The sequence below is a fragment of the Pontimicrobium sp. MEBiC06410 genome, from assembly GCF_053601615.1.
In genome coordinates this window covers 1-20603 of the sequence record NZ_JBSHNT010000133.1, presented here as the reverse complement: position 1 = coordinate 20603, position 20603 = coordinate 1, and the positions used below count along the sequence as shown (strand labels likewise).

Genomic DNA, 20603 nt, shown 5'->3' with positions numbered 1-20603 from the left:
TTATTGTTAAACAATAATAAATTAAGTTTTTTCATTATGAGAATTGCTAAGAGATTAAAGTTATTAATAGATATTTTTAGTATTGTATTTCTATTAATATTAGCTGGAATGATAGTAAATACTTTACTATTTTATTCTTCTGGAAACACATGGAATGGATTAAAAAATGGACCAAATATTGTTCGTTATTTTGGTGTAAATCATCTTTTGTTAATTATTAGTAATGTATTGTTAATGGTAGGTGTTTTATACTTGCGCAAGGCTATGAAAGCGATTTTAAATACAGACTATTTTTCTTTGGAGGTTACAAAAAATTTAAAAAGAACAGGAATAACATTTGTAATTACTGGTGTTACTTATATAATAATCCAGATTGTCTCTTTAACTGGTACTCCAGCATTATTAAGCATGAAATTTAGTTTAAAAACATTTCATGTAGATACATTAGAAGTACATGGTTTGTTTTTTATCATTTTAGGCATGTTTTTTATGCTTACTAGTTACATATTTACTCAAGCAAGACAGTATAAACAAGAAAATGATTTAACAATTTAATTATGAAAACAAAACAAATTTTAGAGCTATTAAAAATAGTTTCTTGGGTTATTTTTATAGGGCTTTGCATTAAGGTTGGTGCTATTATCATTTCGTTTATAATAAGTTTATTTGTAAATGCAGAAGCAGCAGGAAATTTATATCTGGGGTTAGATTTATCTCAACTTAAAGCTTACTCTAAGCTGTATTATATTTATATAGTTTCCTTGTTAATAACAATAGCTAGTTTAAAGGCGTATTTGTTTTATCTGGTTATTAAACTATTTAAAAATATTGATTTCGATAATCCTTTTGATGTAGTAGTAGGCAATATAATTTCTAAAATTAGTTACTATGCTGTTGTGGTAAGTGTTATTGCTATAATAGCGAATTCGTATAGCGATAGATTAATACAAAAAGGAGCCAGTTTCGATATAAATTGGGGAAGCAAAGCGTTTATTTTCATGGCAGGATTATTATTTATTGTAGCTGTTATTTTTAAACGCGGTATAGAGATACAATCTGAAAATAAACTAACAATATAACCATGAAAAATTTAAAAGAGATAGAGGTTTTTAAAATGATAATTAAACTTATGTTTTTTGTTTTTTTAGGAAGTTATTTTTTATTAATAATTAAAAACGTATTTGCTATAATGGAGAATGATATGTCTTATATAGGAGTATGCTCTAATCAAAACGTAACATCTATAGATGTTGGAATAATGATTGTAAAAATAATATCTAAAGGCTTATTCTTTTTTGGCTTTTATCACCTTATAAAAATCTTAAATTTTAAAGTTATAGACGGAAGTTTTACCAATGAGAAAATTAACTTGTTTAAAAAATCGGGAAATATACTTTTAATGTCGAGTATTGTAGGTAGTATTGTTGTTATTTTTAATGTATTTAAAAATGGATTGGATATTGTTTCAAACCTTAAACTAAATAATGACTTTTTATATAGTCTTTATTTTTCTACTATAATTGGCCTATTTTTAATAGTATTTAGTAAAATTTTAGAGCGCGCTAAAAGTTTAAAACAAGAAAATGAGTTAACAATATAAACTATGGCCATAATTGTAAATTTGGATGTTATGCTTGCCAAACGTAAAATGAAAAGCAAAGAATTGGCGGAGATTATAGGGATAACTACAGCTAATTTGTCTATACTAAAATCTGGTAAAGCAAAAGCAATTCGTTTTTCTACATTAGAAGCTATATGCAAAGCATTAGATTGCCAACCAAGTGATATTTTAGAATATGTTGAAGACTAATATTACATACCATAGAGTAAAAACAGAAAAAGAGTTAAACGCTATTTTAACACTCCAACAGGAGAATTTACCAGAATCACTTACAGATGGCGACAAGGTAAAAGAAGGTTTTGTATCTATAAAACATGACCTAGATATTTTAAAAAGAATGAACACTGCTTGTGCACATTGTATTGCTAAACAAGATGATAAAGTTGTAGGTTATGCCTTGTCTATGTTGCAAAGTTTTAAAACAGAAATTCCATTATTAATCCCTATGTTTAATGAAATAGATAAGGAATTATTAAAGCAAAATAAAACGCTTAGTTATATTGTTATGGGGCAAATATGTATAGATAAAAGCATGAGAGGTCAAGGTGTTTTTAGAGGCTTATATAATTATATGGCTCAGGAACTTAAAAGTAACTTTAATGCTATAATAACAGAAGTAGATGCTAAAAATATAAGATCATCTAATGCGCACAAAGCAGTTGGTTTCGAAATTTTAAAGGAATATGAGTCTAATAATAGAGTTTGGGAATTAATTATTTTGAATATTAAGTAACCAAAATCATTTTCTCGTATCTTTACAGTCTATGTTTGCACTTGTAGATTGTAATAATTTTTATGCTTCATGTGAACGTGCTTTTAACCCCAACTTACAAGGAAAACCAGTTGCTATTTTAAGTAATAATGATGGTTGTGTTATTTCACGAAGTGATGAAGCCAAAGCAGTTGGTTTACCAATGGGCGCGCCTATTTTTAAATGGGAAGCCTTTTGTAAAGCCAATAATATACATGTGCTATCCTCTAACTATCCTTTGTATGGAGATATGAGTAGTCGTGTTATGTCCATATTAAAACAATTTACACCAGATATAGAATTTTATAGTATAGACGAATCGTTTGTAGAGTTTAGAAACTTTAAAACCGATTTCGATTATAATGATTATGGCTTACAAATAAGAACCCGTGTTTTAAAATGGACAGGGATTCCAACCTCCGTAGGTATAGCACCAACAAAAGCACTATCTAAAATAGCTAATAAAATAGCAAGAAAATTTCCTAAAGAGACTAAAGGCGTCTATGTTATAGACTCTGAAGAAAAACGAATAAAAGCCTTAAAATGGATTAAAATTGAAGACGTTTGGGGTATTGGTAGACGCTTATCTAAACGTTTAAAGTTAAAAGGCTGCAAAACAGCTTTAGATTTTGTGCAATTACCTGATGCATGGGTAAAACAGAATTTTTCGGTTATAGAATCGCGCTTAAAACGTGACCTAGAAGGAGTTCCTACACTACAATTAGATGAGCATAAAGACCGAAAAATGATTGCCACTACACGTAGTTTTGAGTATACCTATTCGGATATAGATAATATAAAAGAACGCATCTCTACATTTGCCTCTAGTTGCGCAGAGAAACTTAGAAAACAAGATTCTAGTTGCTATGTTATTATAGTCTCGTTAAGTAGCGATAGACATAAAAAAGGAGCTGAGCAACACAGGGAAAGTACTAGTGTTAATTTAACATACCCTACAAACTCCTCGTTAATTATAAGTAATTATGCTATTAGCGCAGTAATGTCTATATTTAAAGAAGGAATAAAATACAAGCGAGCAGGTGTTATTGTAACAGGATTGGTACCTACAGATAATTATCAATTAAATATGTTTCATAACGAAAACCCGAAACATAAACCATTAATGGCCTCCATAGATAGTTTAAACACTAAATATGGCGATTATAAAATTAAATTAGGGAACCAAGATTTAAAACGCACCTGGAAAATGAGGCAAGAACGCTTGTCTCCAAGATATACCACTAATATTAACGATATTATAGTTGTAAAATGATAGTACATAAATCAGGAAGTTTAACCTTCTTTACACCAGAAACCGTAGACGATGCAGCTGCACAGTTTTTCGATACCGGGATTTCTGCAGGTTTCCCATCGCCAGCAGACGATTTTAAAGAGCAACGTTTATCTCTAGACGAAGAACTAGTAAAAAATAAAGAAGCTACTTTTTATGCTAGAGTTAGCGGACAATCTATGATTGGTGCTGGGCTAGAGGATAACGATTTGTTGGTGATAGATAGAAGTTTAGAGCCCGCAAATAATAAAATAGCAGTTTGTTTTTTAGATGGCGAATTTACAGTAAAACGACTGCGAGTAGATAATGATGAGGTTTGGTTACAACCAGAAAATCCTAATTACCCTATTATTAAAATTACCGAAGACAATAACTTTTTAATATGGGGTATTGTTACTAATGTTATTAAAAAAGTATAAACCACATGGCGTTTAATAATCCGCTGGTATTTTTTATTTGTTCTATCGGTGTTTTTAATGGTTTTTTAGCCAGTTTCTATTTCCTTTTTTTTAGTAAACAAAAACGTGTTCAAAATTTCTTTTTTGGCTTATTATTACTGTTTTTAAGTATACGAATAGGTAAATCTGTATATACTATTTTTACAGAACGAGAAGCACGAGATTTACTAATGCTTCAAATAGGTTTATCTGCCTGTTTTTTAATAGGAAGTGCATTATTTTACTATATAAAATCTTCTATAGAAAACACTAAAGTCATTCCGCGTGCATGGAAAATACACTTTGCAACAGCAACAATTGTAATTGTAACTATAGGTATTGTAAAACCTTATCGAATTAATCCAGAAGCATGGAGTAACTATATTGTTTACTCAATTTATGTTGTTTGGGGGCTTTATATATTAGGCTCGGGAGTATTGCTTAAAACGATTTTTAAAAAAGTAATGCATAAAACGCAGAAATGCACCACTTCAGAGCTTTGGTTAGTTGCTGTGTTTGTAGGAAATGTATTAATTTATTCTGCCTATATAATCGGTTACTTTTATTTGTACTTAATAGGAACAGTGACATTTTCTATTGTGTTTTATGCCTTATTAATTTTTTTACTATTTAAAAATAACAGAGAAAGTGTATTTCAAGATATTCCAGAAAAATATGCATTAAAAAAGATTGAAACGAATGAAGCAGAGCAGTTAAAAGTGAAGTTGCAAAAAGTAATGCAAGAACAACAATTCTATAAAAATACCGATGTTAAATTAAAAGATATTGCAGCGGTACTTAACATTACACCACATAAATTATCTCAATTTTTAAACGATAACTTAGGAAAAAGCTTTGCAATGTTTATAAATGAGCAACGTATTGAAGAAGCAAAGCAATTAATAAAAGAAAACAATCAATTTACGCTTGAAGCCATTGGATTTGAAGCAGGATTCTCTTCAAAATCAAATTTTTATGCCACCTTTAAAAAAGTTGTTGGGCAAACACCATCAGAATTTAAAAAACACTATTCGTAATAAATTAACTCCAAAATTATAATTCCGGACACTTCAATTATAAGCTAACACGCTAATTTTAGCTTGTTTTTTCATGTTTGTATTAAATGAAATTAAAATACATTAAATACAAATTCATCATGAAAAATTACATGCTATTATTAGCCCTACTATTCACTTTTCAATTTACAAAAGCACAGTCTGAATGTGTAAAAGTTGAAACGACTTTACAAAAATATATGGAAGGTAGTTCCTATAATAAGCTAGGCCTATTAGAAAGTGCTTTTACCGAAGATGCAACATTATATTTAACACTTAGAGACGGTAGTTTTAAATCAATAACACCAAAAGACTATGTAGGTTTCTTTAAAAATGGAGAAACAGGAAAATTTAATGGCCGTGAAGCGAAAGTATTAGCGATAGAAGTGATGAAAGATATTGCAACCGCGAAGGTTGAAATTGCCGGGCCTGAAAGACAATGGGTTTATATAGATTTATTCTTATTGAAGAAATTTGAAAACGGCTGGAAAATTATTAGTAAAACGGCAACACGAGTAGATAACGCTGCAAGTAACTAATTATGAAGCGTTTTTTAGTATTAATAATGTGTTGTTATATATTACCTATAACAGCACAAACGGCTACAATTAAATATGTAGATGCTACAGTAGAAATAGACGGGAACTTTAAAGAGCCAGTTTGGGAGCAATTACCAGAATATACAGGGTTTTACAATTATTTACCAACAGATATTGGCTTAGCCAAAAACCAAACCTCTGTAAAACTATTTCATAACAAAACAAACTTATATATAAGAGCCGTTTATAATGACACCACAGCAAAAACGCAAGTAAGTACGTTAAAAAGAGATGTCTCTATAGCATTTAGCGATGCTTTTGTAATAATTTTAGATACCCAAAACCAAGAACAAAATGGTTATTTTTTTGCAGTTAATGCTTTAGGAAATCTAACCGATGGGTTGGTTGGTAGAAACAATAGCAATTATAACCTTAGCTTTAGTTGGAATGCAACATGGCAAGCCAAAGCAGTTTTAAATGGTAACAAAAAACAATATGAAATAGCAATCCCTTTAAAAGCGCTAAACTTTAATAAGGATAATGCTGTCTTTGGTGTGCAGTTTTATGTAAGAGACATTAAAAATAACTCTTGGACAATTTTTAAAAATGTAAAGCGTAACTATGCTAATCTCGATTTAAGGTTTACCGAGAAGTTTATTGTTGAAAATTTACCAGAGAAAGCAAACTCTCGGTTTACTGTAACCCCTTCTTTAACCTCAAATTATCAAAATAACGTTACCGATAATGTTAAAGAAACAACATACAAACCCAGTTTAGATGTACAATATAACCTTACGTCTTCTTTAAAATTAGATGCTACAGTTAACCCTGATTTTTCACAAATAGATGTAGACCAACAAGTCACGAACTTAACACGGTTTTCTGTTTTTTTTCCAGAACAAAGAAATTTCTTTTTAGAAAATTCAGACTTGTTTTCTAATCTAGGAGTCAATGGAATTAATCCATTTTATTCAAGGCGAATAGGTGCGAGTTCAGACATTCAGTTCGGATTAAAACTATCAGGAAATTTAGCCTCAAAAACACGAATAGGCATTTTAAATGTACAATCTAGTAAAAATAAAGATATAGCATCTCAAAACTATGGAGTTATAGTAGGAGAGCAACAACTCTCTAAAAGCATTACAGCTACAGGATATTTAATAAACAGACAACAAACCAATGCCTTTAACTTTATAGATGATTATAATCGTGTTACGGGACTGAACCTTAATTACAAATCGAGTAATAATAAATGGATAGGTCTGGCTAATTTTGGGAAGAGTTTTAACGACGGAATATCTAATAAAAATACATTTTATAATGCAGGAATTTGGTTTAATAAAAGAGGATTCGAATGGAACGCAGGGGTTAAAACCATTGGACGTAATTTTATTACAGACATTGGGTTTACACCTAGATTATATAATTACGATGCTATAAATAATGTAACGGTTAGAGAGGGGTATACAGAAGTAAATACAGGTATCGAGTATCAAAAATTTTATGAAACCTCTAATACTTTAAATTCCTTTAGAATTTTAAACTATAGAAACAATACTTATTTCGATGAGCAAGGCAAATTAAACCAAACAGCGCACTTTTTAAATTCTGCCATATTTTTTAAAGATTTATCAGCGTTATATTATGTGTTTACCTACGATTATGTCGATTTAAAATATGGATTCGACCCCTTAAGAAATGGTAATGCATTACAACCAAGGAAGTATAATTATGGACTTTTAAAAGTAGGTTATAATTCTGCAAACAACCAAAAATTAAGGTATCGTTTTAATATTCAAAAAGGACAATATTTTAGTGGAAAAAGAACATCTGGAGGAATATATTTAAATTATCAATTACTACCATTTGCCAATTTAGAAGCCAGTTACGATATTAATAGAATAGATTTAAAAGAATTAGGCAAACAAACCTTTCATTTAATGCGCTTTACAGGAGAAGTCTTTTTTAATAACAGATTAAATTGGACTACTTATTTACAACACAACACCCAACGAAATAATTTTAATGTAAATAGTCGCTTACAATGGGAGTATAAACCGTTATCATATATTTATTTAGTATTAAGCGATAATTACAACAAAACAAATTCATTTAATAGAACAAATTGGGGACTAGCCTTTAAAATAAATTATAGATTAGACCTATAAAGCCCAAAAGTGCGAAGCTATGCTTCGCATTTTTTTTAACACAATTTTTAAAATTTAACCTATAAATAACGTTAAAATAAACAAGTTGAGTGTTTTTATAGTTTTTCGATAAAAGACGCAAAAACATAGGTTAAATTACAATTAGCTTAAATTTTTTTATTTAATTTCGTTACACCTAAAAAAGTATTAGAGTTGTTTTTGGAATTCACTTCTATACTTTTTTTAAAGGAAAGGAAATTGAATTTAAAGAGTATTCTTTTTAGTTTAGAGTACTAAAATTATAATTAAAGTAGTGACGTATAGCTTTTTTATATTTTATCTCTAAACAAAGATTTCTATTTTATTAATCCAAGTAGTTGTTGGAAAATGACTAGTTAAAATATTAGAAATTATGAAAGTAGTAAACTAATAAGTATTTTACTCACAACGATAAAGAACAAAAAACGTATTTTAATATGCTCTTTATCACCTAAGCTATTAATTAATATAAACCATATAAATAACAGGTAACTACAACCGTGTTCTATTAAAAATCTAACCCTAGGATTTTTAAACAATAACTTAAAACAAAACCCTATTAAAATAAAATACATTTAAGAGTAAGCGTCTTACAATTTGATGTGTTTAAAGCAAATCTGTGTATAGAAATTAACATCATTAACACGAGTTAATAACATACATGTGTGCTTATATGCCATATTTATAGCTAAATCAATAAAAAACAAAACCATAAAAATTCAGATCATGAGAATTTCAAAATCATTAAAGACTAAGAGAAAACGGAAACAAATGTTTAAGGCTATTTTTATAGCGCTTATATTTCCATTAAGTATTACAAGTTGTTATACCTATAAATGGACAAATACCAAAACAGTAGAAACGGCTGAAGCTCCAAAAGAAATAAAACAACTATTTAACGACCATAATAATAAACTAATTACAACAGGAATAAGCCCAAACTCTAATTATAAATATGATGCGTGGGAGAAAGATATGGCATTTAACAACAGTAATGTTTTAAACTTTAATACAATAACCCTGTCATTAAATGATGTTATGCCTAAAGGTCAAGTTTTAGTAGATATGGTATTCGAAGACGGTATAGGAAATAAAATAAAATTTAATGCCTTCGATTTAATGCGTGTTGTACCTACTTTAAACACTACTGGAGCACATTTATATCCAGAATTACTGCTTGAGGAATTTAATAGATTTGGAGTAGGGTTTAGAAAAGAGTTTAACGAGTTTAAAATAGAGAGATCAAAGCAAAATACAGATGAAGTTAATAAAGCACTAGACCGTGTGTATAGAGCAAGTATAACTAACGGTTGTCTAGATCCTGGTAAATGGGAAATAGTTTTAACCAGTGAGGATTATTCCGATTTTAATGCTAGAGTAAAGAATCCGGTAAACTATAATCAAAATAAAATTCTTGCACATAGCTGGTTTTTAATACCCAAAAATATATACAAAACACTGGTTGAACTAAAGAACCCTAATGTTAAGCTAAATGGATTCGATTTTGGAGATTTCGATTATAAAACATTATCTAACTTTTCAAAAGGTATTGAAATTGATTTCGAAAAACTACGCAAACCAATAAAAAAGTCTTGGGATACCAAGATGATTGAAGTAGGCCATGAAAGCAACAAACCTATAGCGTTGTTAGATATGGAAGAACACTATAAAATAGACTACGGTTTATTTGTTGGCTATGATGAAAATAGCTTAAGTAAAGAAACCTACAAATCTATTTTAAACCCAGAAAAGCAACCGCTACAATTTGCTCAGTTTAGAGATGAAGGGTTTTACTCACCAGAAACAGCTTTAACATTCGATATGAATTGGTTATCCCATTTAAATGAGATAACTATTAAAAGTGTTGATTTGCCCGAAACAGAATGCGTTGTAGAAATACAGGTTAAAGGAAAATGGTCTCCCTATACACTTACTATAGGAAACTTTGATTTGTCAACATTACAAGAACAAAAACTATATGGTTTGCATTTTGGCTTTAATACATACCCAAAAGGAAGACGATATAATCCAGCACAAGCAACCATTACTTTCGATGAAGATTTAATGCCTAAAGACTATGAAAGATATGTGTTGCTTACAGATTCTAAAACTGGGCATTGGGTGGATAATTTTCATAAAGGATTAGGTAAAGTTTACTTGTCCTTTGATACGTTAGAACGAGACGTTTTAAATATTCATCTAATCTCTTATGAGCGAATTGCTCCTCTATGGATGGGAAGAGTAAAACTTCCAAAAGAATTAAGAGAGCGAGTAAGAATCCGTAAACAACTTTACAACTACTAATTCAAAAGCATTTTCATCAATAGAATTAAAAAATAATGAACAATAAAACCATTATAACATTTGTCTGCTCATTACTTATAGGGTTACAAATAGCGCAATCTCAACAATCTCTTAAACGAGACAAACAACAAACGAATTTTCATTACTTACAAACGAATTTTCATTATGGATATATAAATGAAGGCAATATAGATTACTTAGATTTTTCAAATGTGGGACCTTCAAATAATATTACCTATCAATTTTTATCTAAAAATCAAAAACAGTTACAAAAAGGTTACGTTAAAAACATTGCTGTAAATAGCTTTAAAGCTAGGGTATCACTACAGTTTAATGGAGGATTAAGTGAGGACAATATTAGAGATGATATTTTTAGCTTTAAACCTCAAAATATTGGGGTGTCGTTTTCAACTAAATGGGATAGAACCTCTTTTTTTGTAGGCTATGGTCGTGTAAAATTTGGGCATAACCCAAAAATAGACCCAGTATCAGACTTTACAGCAAATGTTACTAGAAACGATATTGGGTTTAATCAAGATTTAGGCGTCTTTTTTAAATCTCCCATTTCGGCTAATTTAGATGGAGAAATAGGTGTATCTATTGGAGGAACGGTAAGTAAGTCTCTTTTAACCTATAATAGTACAATTGGAGAGTTCGATTATATTCACCTAGATTATAACGGCACTTGGTTAATTACAGGTAGAATAGGTTCACCAATGTTTAAACCATTTGAATATGGTATTGTGGGTATGTCTGGTAGATTAGATAATGGGAATAATGTTACAAGGCAAATTAATAGAGTAGGAGTAGATATTTTGAAAAAAATAGGGGAGTCATGGAAAATAGGAGCTTTGGCAGTAACAGGAAATACATTGTATAGCGATAATCGCTCAGATGAATGGAATTATAATTTACAAGGAAATATAGAATATTATTTAAAAGGAAATTATATTTTTAATGTATCTAATGGAGTCCTAATAAATAATTATAAAGATGATGCTATTGAAACAAGTATTAATGGACAACTTATTAATAGTTTCTCTTATGTTGCTTCACCGCATACTCGTTTTCGATTAAATCATTTTGTAAACTATTCTAAAACAAGCACAGCAGATTGGGGTGTAACATTTCAATTAATTACAGGTTTTGGACAGAGGTAATATACAATACAAATGTTATAATATTATAAAACACGAAGGCTTTACTTCGTGTTTTTTTATACAATGAAAAAAGGTTAATTTAGTAGTGTATTAAACTGAATAATAGATAGATATTAAATAAAATTAACCATGGCGCAACGCATAGAATCTGTAGATATATTAAGAGGAATTACTATTGCGGCAATGATTTTAGTTAACACTCCAGGAACTTGGAGTGCAGTTTATGCACCATTATTGCATGCCGATTGGCATGGGTTGACACCTACAGACCTAGTGTTTCCTTTCTTTTTATTTATTGTAGGTATTTCTATATATTTTGCATATAAAAACAAACCAAATGAATTTATTACATATCGTAAAATTGCTATAAGGAGCCTAAAATTAATTGGTTTAGGTTTATTTTTAGCATGGTTTTTACCTTATATTCCTTTTTTTGTTGATGTAGCAGATCTCAGATTTCTAGGTGTTTTACAGCGAATAGGTCTGGTTTTTTTCTTTTCGGCGATATTGTATCTTAATTGTAAATGGAAAGTGTTACTTGGTATAGCTATAATTATTGTAATTGGCTATTGGTTATTTTTGGGTTTTGTTCCTCTCCCTAATGGAGAATTTCCAACATTTAATAGAGCCCCTAATAACTGGGCTATGTATATAGATCTTAACTTACTTGAAAACCATATGTGGCAAAAAGATTACGACCCAGAAGGATTATTTAGTACAATTCCTGCCATTGCTACCTGTATCTCAGGAGTATTGATCGGGAAATTATTAGATGGTCTTAAAAACGTTAGTTTGTTATTTGTAGTAGCTATAATATTATTATGTTTAGGTTATTTACTTAATCTATGGTTTCCCATTAATAAAGCTATTTGGAGTAGTAGTTTTGTACTCGCAACAAGTGGTTGGGCAACGTTAATATTAGCTATTATTTATTATATAACAGATGTAAAGAAAGTAAAATTTGGAGCAATTTTTAAGTATATGGGGATGAATGCAATTACTATTTATTTTTTATCTAGTTTTATTTCTAAAGCATTTTATTTAACAAAAATAGGGGACGAAAATATTCATTCATGGATTTATAATACTGTATTTGTACATGACTTTTTTAGTCATAAATTATCCTCATTACTTTACGGGCTATCGGTTGTTTCTTTTTACCTATTACTTGGGTATGTAATGTATAGAAAGAAACTATTTATAAAAATATAATCTATTAATTTATTCTTAGATTTTACATAAAATAAAAAACGCGAAACTTAATTGTTTCGCGTTTTTTATTTTAAATATTATGAGTTATTTATAAAAGCTAATCTGCTAAAATAATAACTTTATTACCGTTCATTTCTAACGTTCCAGAGTTGATTTGAACTGTTAGTACTTTATCATCATCTGCATGAGGTACTACAAGTCCATGTAAATCGTCAAAAACTAAATGCGATTGCGTGTGTGTGTGAATTTGAATGCTTCCAGATTTTAAAAGAGACACTATAGGTGCGTGATTTTTCAGCATTTGAAATTCTCCATTTATTCCTGGAACAACAACAGAATCTACTTCGCTACTAAATATAGTAGCTTCTGGCGATACAATTTCTAAGTACATAGTTTTCTAGTTTTAAGCTTCAGCTAACATTTTCTCTCCAGCTTCAATAGCTTCTTCGATAGATCCTTTAAGGTTAAAAGCTGCTTCTGGTAAGTGATCTAATTCACCATCCATAATCATATTAAATCCTTTAATAGTTTCTTTAATATCTACTAAAACTCCTGGGATACCTGTAAACTGCTCTGCTACGTGGAATGGTTGAGATAAGAAACGTTGTACACGTCTTGCTCTACCTACAGCCATTTTATCTTCTTCAGATAATTCCTCCATACCTAAGATGGCGATAATATCTTGTAATTCTTTATAACGTTGTAATAACTCTTTTACTCTTTGTGCACAATCGTAGTGCTCATTTCCTAAAATATCTGCTGTTAGAATTCTTGAAGTAGAATCTAATGGGTCTACCGCTGGGTAAATACCAAGCTCAGCAATTTTACGAGATAATACTGTTGTTGCATCTAAGTGAGCAAATGTTGTTGCTGGTGCAGGATCCGTTAAATCATCTGCAGGTACGTATACCGCTTGTACAGATGTAATAGAACCTTTTTTAGTTGAAGTAATACGCTCTTGCATTGCACCCATTTCTGTTGCTAATGTAGGTTGGTAACCTACGGCAGAAGGCATACGTCCAAGTAAGGCAGATACCTCAGAACCAGCTTGTGTAAAACGGAAAATGTTATCTACGAAGAAAAGTACATCTTTTCCTTGTCCATCTCCAGCTCCATCACGGAAATATTCAGCAATTGTTAAACCAGATAAGGCAACACGTGCACGTGCTCCTGGTGGCTCATTCATTTGTCCGAATACGAAAGTTGCTTTAGAATCTTTCATGGCAGCTTTATCTACTTTTTGTAGATCCCATCCACCATCTTCCATAGAATGCATAAAGTCATCACCATACTTGATAATTCCTGACTCTAACATCTCACGAAGTAAATCGTTTCCTTCACGAGTTCTTTCTCCTACTCCTGCGAATACAGAAAGTCCACCGTGTCCTTTTGCAATATTGTTAATTAACTCCTGAATTAATACCGTTTTACCTACTCCAGCACCACCAAATAATCCAATTTTACCTCCTTTTGCATAAGGCTCAATTAAGTCAATTACTTTAATACCTGTAAATAAAACTTCTGTAGAAGTTGATAAATCTTCAAATTTAGGTGCGCTTCTGTGAATTGGTAATCCTGCATCACCCGCTTTAGGTAAGTCACCTAAACCATCGATAGCATCACCAATTACATTAAATAAACGTCCGTAAACGTCTCCTCCTATAGGCATTTGTATTGGAGCACCAGTAGCGTTAACTTCTGTACCTCTACTTAAACCATCAGATGAATCCATTGCTATAGTACGTACAGTATCTTCACCAATGTGAGATTGTACTTCTAGTACTAAAGTAGAACCATCAGGTCTATTTATTTCTAATGAATCGTAAATTTTTGGAAGTTCAGCACCTGCTCCGAATTCAACATCGATAACTGGACCTACTATTTGTGCAACTTTACCTGTAACTTTTGACATTACTTATCTATTTAATATTATGCAATTTAATTGATTGAAAACGCAATTTGTTTTCGCGTGCAAAGATAGTAGTTTTAATTTAATATTAAAGGGGTTTTTTAAAGCATTTTTAAGCATAAAAAAACGCCTTCAATTTGAAGGCGTTTTATACTGTTATTTATTAGGTAGTCTTATGGTAATAAAGGCGAATAATTTGTTGGATAATTAACCACTTTAAATAATGAATTTGATGCTTCAAAATTAGACCCATACGTTTTATCTATAGCTTTCATAAACTCATTAGCCATAATAGCATAACCTTGAGCTGTTAAGTGAATACCATCTAAACTTACTAAACCTCCAGTTACTAAATCTGTAGTTAAAATAAAGTCTCCGTTTTCAATACCTACTGTTGCAGCTTGCTGTAAAATTGCTTTAAAGTCTACAAAAGCTAAACCTGTAGCTTGTACTGTATCATCAATAGTTTGGTTATAAGCATCTGTTGCTGTTATTACTGCTAACTGCTCTTCTGGTGTTAATACAGATGCATCTCCTAATGGAGTCGCTGTACCTGCTCCTGTTGGTATAGCTGAAGATGTTGGTAATGTTATTAAATCATCTGCAGTTGCTTGTCTTAAGTTAATTAATTGAGGGTTTATGCCTGTTAAGTTTCTTAAGTCTTCATCTATAATTACTAGAGCATTATTATCTCCTGCACTAAATGTAATGGTTCTTTTCGCAATTTCTGCATCTGCCATTTCTTGTGTTAATGGTGTAGTAGCAACTAAAAATGCATAAGCTTGTACTATTCCTCCATTATAAAGTGCATATCCAGCGTTTAACTGTGCCGCAGTAGCTGCAGTTAAAGGTACTGGGTTGTGTGGTACTGTTGTAAAATATGGTAAATCTGTAATGTAAGGAATGTTAGCTAAAACACCTTGAGATCCATTTGCAGTTAATTGTGTTACAATACCATTAAATACTTGAGCAAAAACTGTTGGGTCTGTAATATCATTGTTACCATAAGTGGCAGGGTTAAAGTTACCTGTTTGGTCTTCACCAATACCTCCAGAGGTAGCATAAGATAATACATCGTTTCCTCCAATTTCTGATAATGTAAAGAATGTTGGAAGTTGTACCGCTGCATCTCCTAGTATTGTTGCTCCAGCAGATGTAGCAAAACGCCCAAAATATGGATTTAACGCTCCGTAGCCTGGCGTTACTAAATGAAAGCTTTTTGCACCAGGGACACCAGTATTATTAAATGTACTACCAAGGTTTACAGTAGCATCTGTTGTTATTGGTGGTGCCGGTGCTCCTAAATCTGCGAAAAATTCGTTTAATCGTTGTGGTCCAGATCCGTTAAATACTAATCTGTAAGGAATAATAGGCGTTGTACCTATTACCATTCCTCCTGTATTATCATTCATTAATGGCTGTGTAAAAGTACCGCCTCCAACTGTAGCAAATTTTTGTGATAATAAGTTAGGAAATGAGTTCTGTTGTGCTGCATTAAATAAAGCACCATCTGTAAAGCCTGCTGTAAAAGAAGCGCCTACTGCTACATAGTTAGAAAGTGTTGCACTACCCGCAGTTAAGGCTGGATATGTTGCTGCTGGTTCTGGTGCATCTATAAAATCTTCTTCGTCGTTACATGCTGTAAACCCTAAAGCAATTGCTAATAGGTATATATATTTTATCTTTTTCATTATTATAGATTGTTAATTGTTAATGAAACGTAGTATTGTGAACCAATAAATCCTGTACCAAAAGCAGTAAAGTATTCTTTACCAGTAATATTGGTAGCACCCGCTTTTATTATTGTTTTAATTGCTGGAACTCTATAGTTTATTTGAGCATCTAAAACATGGAACTCAGGTACAACACCTTCTCCAAAAGTTGCTTCCCAGAAGTAGTCATCGCTAAATCTGTAAGCTATATTAAATCCAAAGTTTTTAAATAATTCTGTATTACCAAAAGTAGCTTTAAACTTATGTTCTGGTGTATTAAAGTTTGTCATTAAATCTGGATCTGAAGATTGATCGAAATCTAACTTAGTATAAGTATAGTTACCGCTTAAATCAAAATTTCCAAATACTTTAGTAGATAAGCCTAAAGAGGCTCCGTATGAATTAATACTTGCAGCAGAGTTTGTGTATGTACTATATGTTTGGAAGTCATTATTTACTATTGCTGCTACAGATAATGTATTATCTCCAACTGTTCCGTAGAATGGAGAGATTACCACTTCTTGAGAAATGAAATCTTGGTAAGAGTTATAGTATGTACTAAAGTCTACAATAACTTTGTCATACTTTCCTCTATATCCTACTTCTACAGATGTTACTCGTTCTGGCTTTATAATATCTGGATTTGCAATTGCGCTAGGTGCTGCTAAAATAGCAGGGTTACCTGTTGCTGCAAATTCTTGTACAGCTGTAGCTGAATAAGAGTTGTTGTATGCAACAGCTCCAGTTTGTGTAACACTACTTGGTTGACCAAGTGTATTTTGGGCAACTGTACTAACTGGGAATGTTCTTACATATCTATCTAAGTTATTAGGTGCTGAACCAACTAAAATAGCGCGTCCTGCATCTAATCCAATAAATAAATCTTGTGTTGTTGGGTTTCTAAATCCTGTTTGTACAGAAGCTCTAATATTATGGTCTTTATTTAACGTTAAACCACCAGATAATCTTGGAGAGAAGAAACCGTCAAACAATTCTGATTTATCATAACGTCCAGAAGCCGTAATTTTTAATTCTTTACCATCAGATAATTCAAAGTTTTTTTGAATTTGAGTATAAATACCAGCTTCAGAGTACTTAATTTCTCCATTTCCATCTGTATAAATTGTTCCTCCAGAGTTTAAAGTATATTTTCTGTATGAACCACCAACTTGTATTTCTGCAAAGTCAATTAGGTGACTAAAGTTATAGTTAGCATCACTGTGGAAGTATTTAGACCTATCTTGAAATTTAGATCCTGTTGCTAAATCTGGATCATTTACACTTTTATTAAATGCTGCTTGAAATTCTGGAGTACCTGGTAAAAAACGACCAGTATCTGCTGCTGCTCTTGCCGCATCATGTTTTTCTTGCTCTGTTAAACCTAATGGGTTACCACTTAAGTTAATGCCCGCAAATGTGTTAATATAATCACCAAACCAATCTGCATCACTTTTCCAAGCTCTGTTAATATTAATACCAGTAAAAACCATGTCGTACGAATCACCAGCACTATCTGCTACTTCGTATGCTCTAGCAAAGAAGTTGTCGTTTTTAACTTCAAATTTATGTTGTTGTTGTGTAAAGTTTTTAATGTTATATCTGTTTGTCCCTTGGTATATAGTTGTACCTGTTCCTATTTTACCTACATAAGATATTTCTAAACTATTATCTGTTATTGGTCTTAAATAAAAGCCCCAATCAGCTTTAACACTTTCTGCATTATAGTTTGTTAAGTCACGTTCATTATAACCTGTTCTACTTACTACAACATCTGGTATAATACCTAAACCTGATGCTGAGCGTATATTTGTAGACACTTCGTCTCCATAAACATTAATTCCATCATAATTTGTATCTGCTCTTGTGCCTCCAGGAGTTGTTTTATCTACCTCACTTGTAGCTGCCCAATCGGTTCCTTTTAAGTAACCAAAGTTTACTTTAGCTGCAAAGTGGTCTGTAAATTTATGAGCCATTCTAATTCCTAGGTCTGTATAGTCATTATCTCCAGCTGCTTCTTGAGATGTAATCCCTCTTTTTATATAGCCACTAATACCTTCATGCTCGAAAGGATTTTTACTTCTCATAAATAAAATACCATTAAAAGCATTTGCTCCATATAGCGCAGATGATGCCCCAGGTAAAAGTTCTACACTTAATACATCTGTTTCAATCATACCGACTAAGTTTCCTAAGGGGAAGTTTACTGCTGGAGCAGAATTATCCATACCATCTACTAACTGCATAAAACGAGTGTTTGCAAATGTTGCAAAACCACGTGTGTTTATAGATTTAAAAGTTAAACTGTTTGTGTTTACATCCACACCTTTTAAGTTTTCTAATCCATCATAAAAATCTGCAGATGCTGTATTTTTTATTTCTTTAAGACCAAAACGCTCTACCGTTACTGGAGATTCAAAAATACGTTCTGGTGTTCTTGATGCAGAAATGACAACTTCATCTAGAATACTACCCTCTTTTAAAATGAAATTTAATACTTGGTTGTTAGTAGTAACTTCAATTGATTCTGTAGAGAAGCCTACACTACTAGCTTGAATTGTAAAAGGAGGATCTTGACTTACGGTTAGTTTAAAGTTACCATCAAAATCACTTGAAGTTCCCGAAGATGTGCCAACAGCAAATACGTTGACTCCTGGAATGGGTTGACTATTTTCGTCTACAACTGTTCCAGTAATTGTTGTTTGTGCATATGTAATACCACAAAAAAGCAACAATAAAATTGATAAGATTGTTCTCATTTCTTTAATTAGTTAATATTGGAAAGACCAATATACGTTTTTTAGTGAGATCATAAAAAAAAGTTAACAAAATTATGCGTGCATAGCAAAAAAACAGTTAAAAATGAATAAAAAAAGGCACTATTCTTAATAAATAGTGCCTTTTTTATGTTATTCGATAATGTTGTTTATTCTACAGTAACTGATTTTGCTCCAACGGGACAACACTCAGCACCTATCAAACCTATATACTCACTTAATTTGTCTGTAAGTTTATCATCATCTAATCTATGGACATCAACTTACAGTCCATATCAGCAAGAACTATTTGATATTATAAGTAAGTTTCATGAGAAAGATGGATTGAACTTTAAACAGATATCGGATTGGTTGATTGAGAACAACTATAAAACACCTAGAGGTAAGACGTTCACTCACACGCATTGTTGGAGTATTTATAAGAAGAAGAGCAAAAGCATTCAGAGGTTCAGTCGAGAGTTCGAACCTACAATAACTGATGTAAAGATTAATCAGATTTAATTAGGCAGAAAGTTTAGTTGTCATGGCATTCTTTACCTTATATATGTAGTTAGGTGAGCATTCAACGATTCGACTAATCTTTCTGATTCCTATATCTTCATTAAGTAAGGTCATTATCTTTTGCACTTTTGGTTTAGATAAGAAGGTCTCAACACTTTCTGTACTACCGATTTTGCGCCCTTTATATTTACCATCTAATTTTGCTCGTTCAATTCCTGCTAATGTTTTTTCTCTAGTTTGGTGATATTGGAACTCACTAATCGAGCTTAATATATTAATGAGCAAGTTAGACATCACGCTCTCTTTACCATCAATAAGAGTAGTAATGCCTTCATTTTGCGATGTAATAGGTACATTATAACTATGGATAGTTTTTATGGTGGTGAGTATATCATTAAGGTCTCGTCCAAGGCGGTCGATACGAAGGACTATCACTTGATTAATCTTACCGTTTGCAATATCCTCAATAAGTCGTTTACCACTTGGGCGTTCAAGGAATGGGATACGACCGCTGACACCTTTATCTTCATACACCTTCCAACCATCTTCGATTTTATCAATTTGAGTACCTATATTCTGAAGGTAATGGGAGGTTCTTAAGTAGTATCCAATATTGCTCATAAATGTTATTAATTTAGGTTATATTAAATAATAACACTAATATAGTGATAATTCCCTGACAAGTGTATGTTTACGGCAATTATCTTATCGTGATTATGTATATTGAATAGAGTAGACTTTAAATTAATAACATTAAGTCAATAATATTATTAAAATGCCACATTGCCACGTTACAGCCCAAAACTATTATTGATATTATATCTATTATATATTCTATAATAATTTTTAATTAAATAGTTTTATGTAAAAGTAATGGCAATGTGGCAAATAGATAATATAGTCTTTATTCATAGGCGTTTATGGATGCCATTAACGTGCCATCAACATGCCAAATACTCATAATATGCCATTAAAAACATAAAAACATGGAGTCGGTTTTAATATAATTTTCTATGATTCAATTTAAATCCATAATATGAAGCTCTTAAATATGGCTGAAGAACTAATTAGTGGCAATGTTGCCACCAAATCATGTGAGTTGATGGCAATCAATATCCAAAATTAAAAAGGATAGTTTTCTATAATGTTTA

The 20603-nt window shown here is 31.4% G+C and carries 18 protein-coding genes; 13 read left to right on the top strand and 5 right to left on the bottom strand.

Annotation, left to right across the window (positions count from 1 at the left end):
- Positions 1-36 precede the first annotated feature (36 nt).
- The 13 genes from ACVC08_RS02600 to ACVC08_RS02540 all read left to right on the top strand — a co-directional run bounded on the left by ACVC08_RS02600 (position 37) and on the right by ACVC08_RS02540 (position 12556).
- Positions 37-555, top strand: coding sequence for a DUF2975 domain-containing protein (locus ACVC08_RS02600; protein WP_452596980.1), 519 nt, complete (start codon positions 37-39; stop codon positions 553-555).
- Between the two features lie 2 nt (positions 556-557).
- Positions 558-1079, top strand: a complete 522-nt coding sequence (locus tag ACVC08_RS02595; RefSeq protein ID WP_452596981.1) for a DUF2975 domain-containing protein — start codon at positions 558-560, stop codon at positions 1077-1079.
- A gap of 2 nt (positions 1080-1081) precedes the next feature.
- On the top strand, positions 1082-1600 hold the full coding sequence (locus tag ACVC08_RS02590) for a DUF2975 domain-containing protein (protein WP_452596982.1): 519 nt from the start codon (positions 1082-1084) through the stop codon (positions 1598-1600).
- 3 nt (positions 1601-1603) lie between these two features.
- Positions 1604-1810, top strand: a complete 207-nt coding sequence (locus ACVC08_RS02585) for a helix-turn-helix domain-containing protein (RefSeq protein ID WP_452596983.1) — start codon at positions 1604-1606, stop codon at positions 1808-1810.
- Positions 1797-2354, top strand: coding sequence for an N-acetyltransferase family protein (locus ACVC08_RS02580; RefSeq protein WP_452600891.1), 558 nt, complete (start codon positions 1797-1799; stop codon positions 2352-2354). The genes ACVC08_RS02585 and ACVC08_RS02580 overlap by 14 nt, the downstream gene beginning before the upstream one ends.
- 31 nt (positions 2355-2385) lie before the next feature.
- On the top strand, positions 2386-3645 hold the full coding sequence (locus tag ACVC08_RS02575; protein WP_452600890.1) for a Y-family DNA polymerase: 1260 nt from the start codon (positions 2386-2388) through the stop codon (positions 3643-3645).
- The gene (locus ACVC08_RS02570) at positions 3642-4082 is read left to right on the top strand and encodes a LexA family protein (RefSeq protein ID WP_452596986.1); all 441 of its coding nucleotides are present in this window, start codon (positions 3642-3644) and stop codon (positions 4080-4082) included. The genes ACVC08_RS02575 and ACVC08_RS02570 overlap by 4 nt, the downstream gene beginning before the upstream one ends.
- A 5-nt stretch (positions 4083-4087) precedes the next feature.
- A complete protein-coding gene (locus tag ACVC08_RS02565) occupies positions 4088-5137 on the top strand; it encodes a helix-turn-helix domain-containing protein (protein ID WP_452600889.1) in 1050 nt (349 codons plus the stop codon).
- 119 nt (positions 5138-5256) lie between these two features.
- Positions 5257-5694: a nuclear transport factor 2 family protein gene (locus tag ACVC08_RS02560; protein ID WP_452600888.1), complete on the top strand. Its 438-nt coding sequence runs from the start codon at positions 5257-5259 to the stop codon at positions 5692-5694.
- 2 nt (positions 5695-5696) lie between these two features.
- On the top strand, positions 5697-7862 hold the full coding sequence (locus tag ACVC08_RS02555) for a DUF5916 domain-containing protein (RefSeq protein ID WP_452600887.1): 2166 nt from the start codon (positions 5697-5699) through the stop codon (positions 7860-7862).
- Positions 7863-8606: 744 nt separating this feature from the next.
- Positions 8607-10184, top strand: a complete 1578-nt coding sequence (locus tag ACVC08_RS02550) for a hypothetical protein (protein WP_452600886.1) — start codon at positions 8607-8609, stop codon at positions 10182-10184.
- Between the two features lie 35 nt (positions 10185-10219).
- The gene (locus tag ACVC08_RS02545) at positions 10220-11344 is read left to right on the top strand and encodes a hypothetical protein (protein ID WP_452600885.1); all 1125 of its coding nucleotides are present in this window, start codon (positions 10220-10222) and stop codon (positions 11342-11344) included.
- A gap of 129 nt (positions 11345-11473) precedes the next feature.
- Complete coding sequence (locus ACVC08_RS02540; protein WP_452600884.1) at positions 11474-12556, top strand: acyltransferase family protein; 1083 nt, start codon at positions 11474-11476, stop codon at positions 12554-12556.
- A gap of 97 nt (positions 12557-12653) precedes the next feature.
- On the opposite strand, the gene ACVC08_RS02535 is transcribed toward ACVC08_RS02540, so the two are convergent.
- The 5 genes from ACVC08_RS02535 to ACVC08_RS02515 form a co-directional block, all read right to left on the bottom strand.
- Positions 12654-12947, bottom strand: coding sequence for a F0F1 ATP synthase subunit epsilon (locus ACVC08_RS02535; RefSeq protein WP_452596993.1), 294 nt, complete (start codon positions 12945-12947; stop codon positions 12654-12656).
- A 12-nt stretch (positions 12948-12959) separates the two neighbouring features.
- Positions 12960-14468, bottom strand: coding sequence for a F0F1 ATP synthase subunit beta (gene atpD, locus ACVC08_RS02530; RefSeq protein WP_452596994.1), 1509 nt, complete (start codon positions 14466-14468; stop codon positions 12960-12962).
- Positions 14469-14638: 170 nt separating this feature from the next.
- Positions 14639-16156 (bottom strand): G-D-S-L family lipolytic protein, encoded by a 1518-nt coding sequence (locus tag ACVC08_RS02525; protein WP_452600883.1) that lies wholly within the window; start codon positions 16154-16156, stop codon positions 14639-14641.
- A gap of 2 nt (positions 16157-16158) precedes the next feature.
- Positions 16159-18933: a TonB-dependent receptor gene (locus ACVC08_RS02520; protein ID WP_452596996.1), complete on the bottom strand. Its 2775-nt coding sequence runs from the start codon at positions 18931-18933 to the stop codon at positions 16159-16161.
- Positions 18934-19452: 519 nt separating this feature from the next.
- Positions 19453-20073: a recombinase family protein gene (locus tag ACVC08_RS02515; RefSeq protein ID WP_452600882.1), complete on the bottom strand. Its 621-nt coding sequence runs from the start codon at positions 20071-20073 to the stop codon at positions 19453-19455.
- Between the last annotated feature and the right edge of the window lie 530 nt (positions 20074-20603).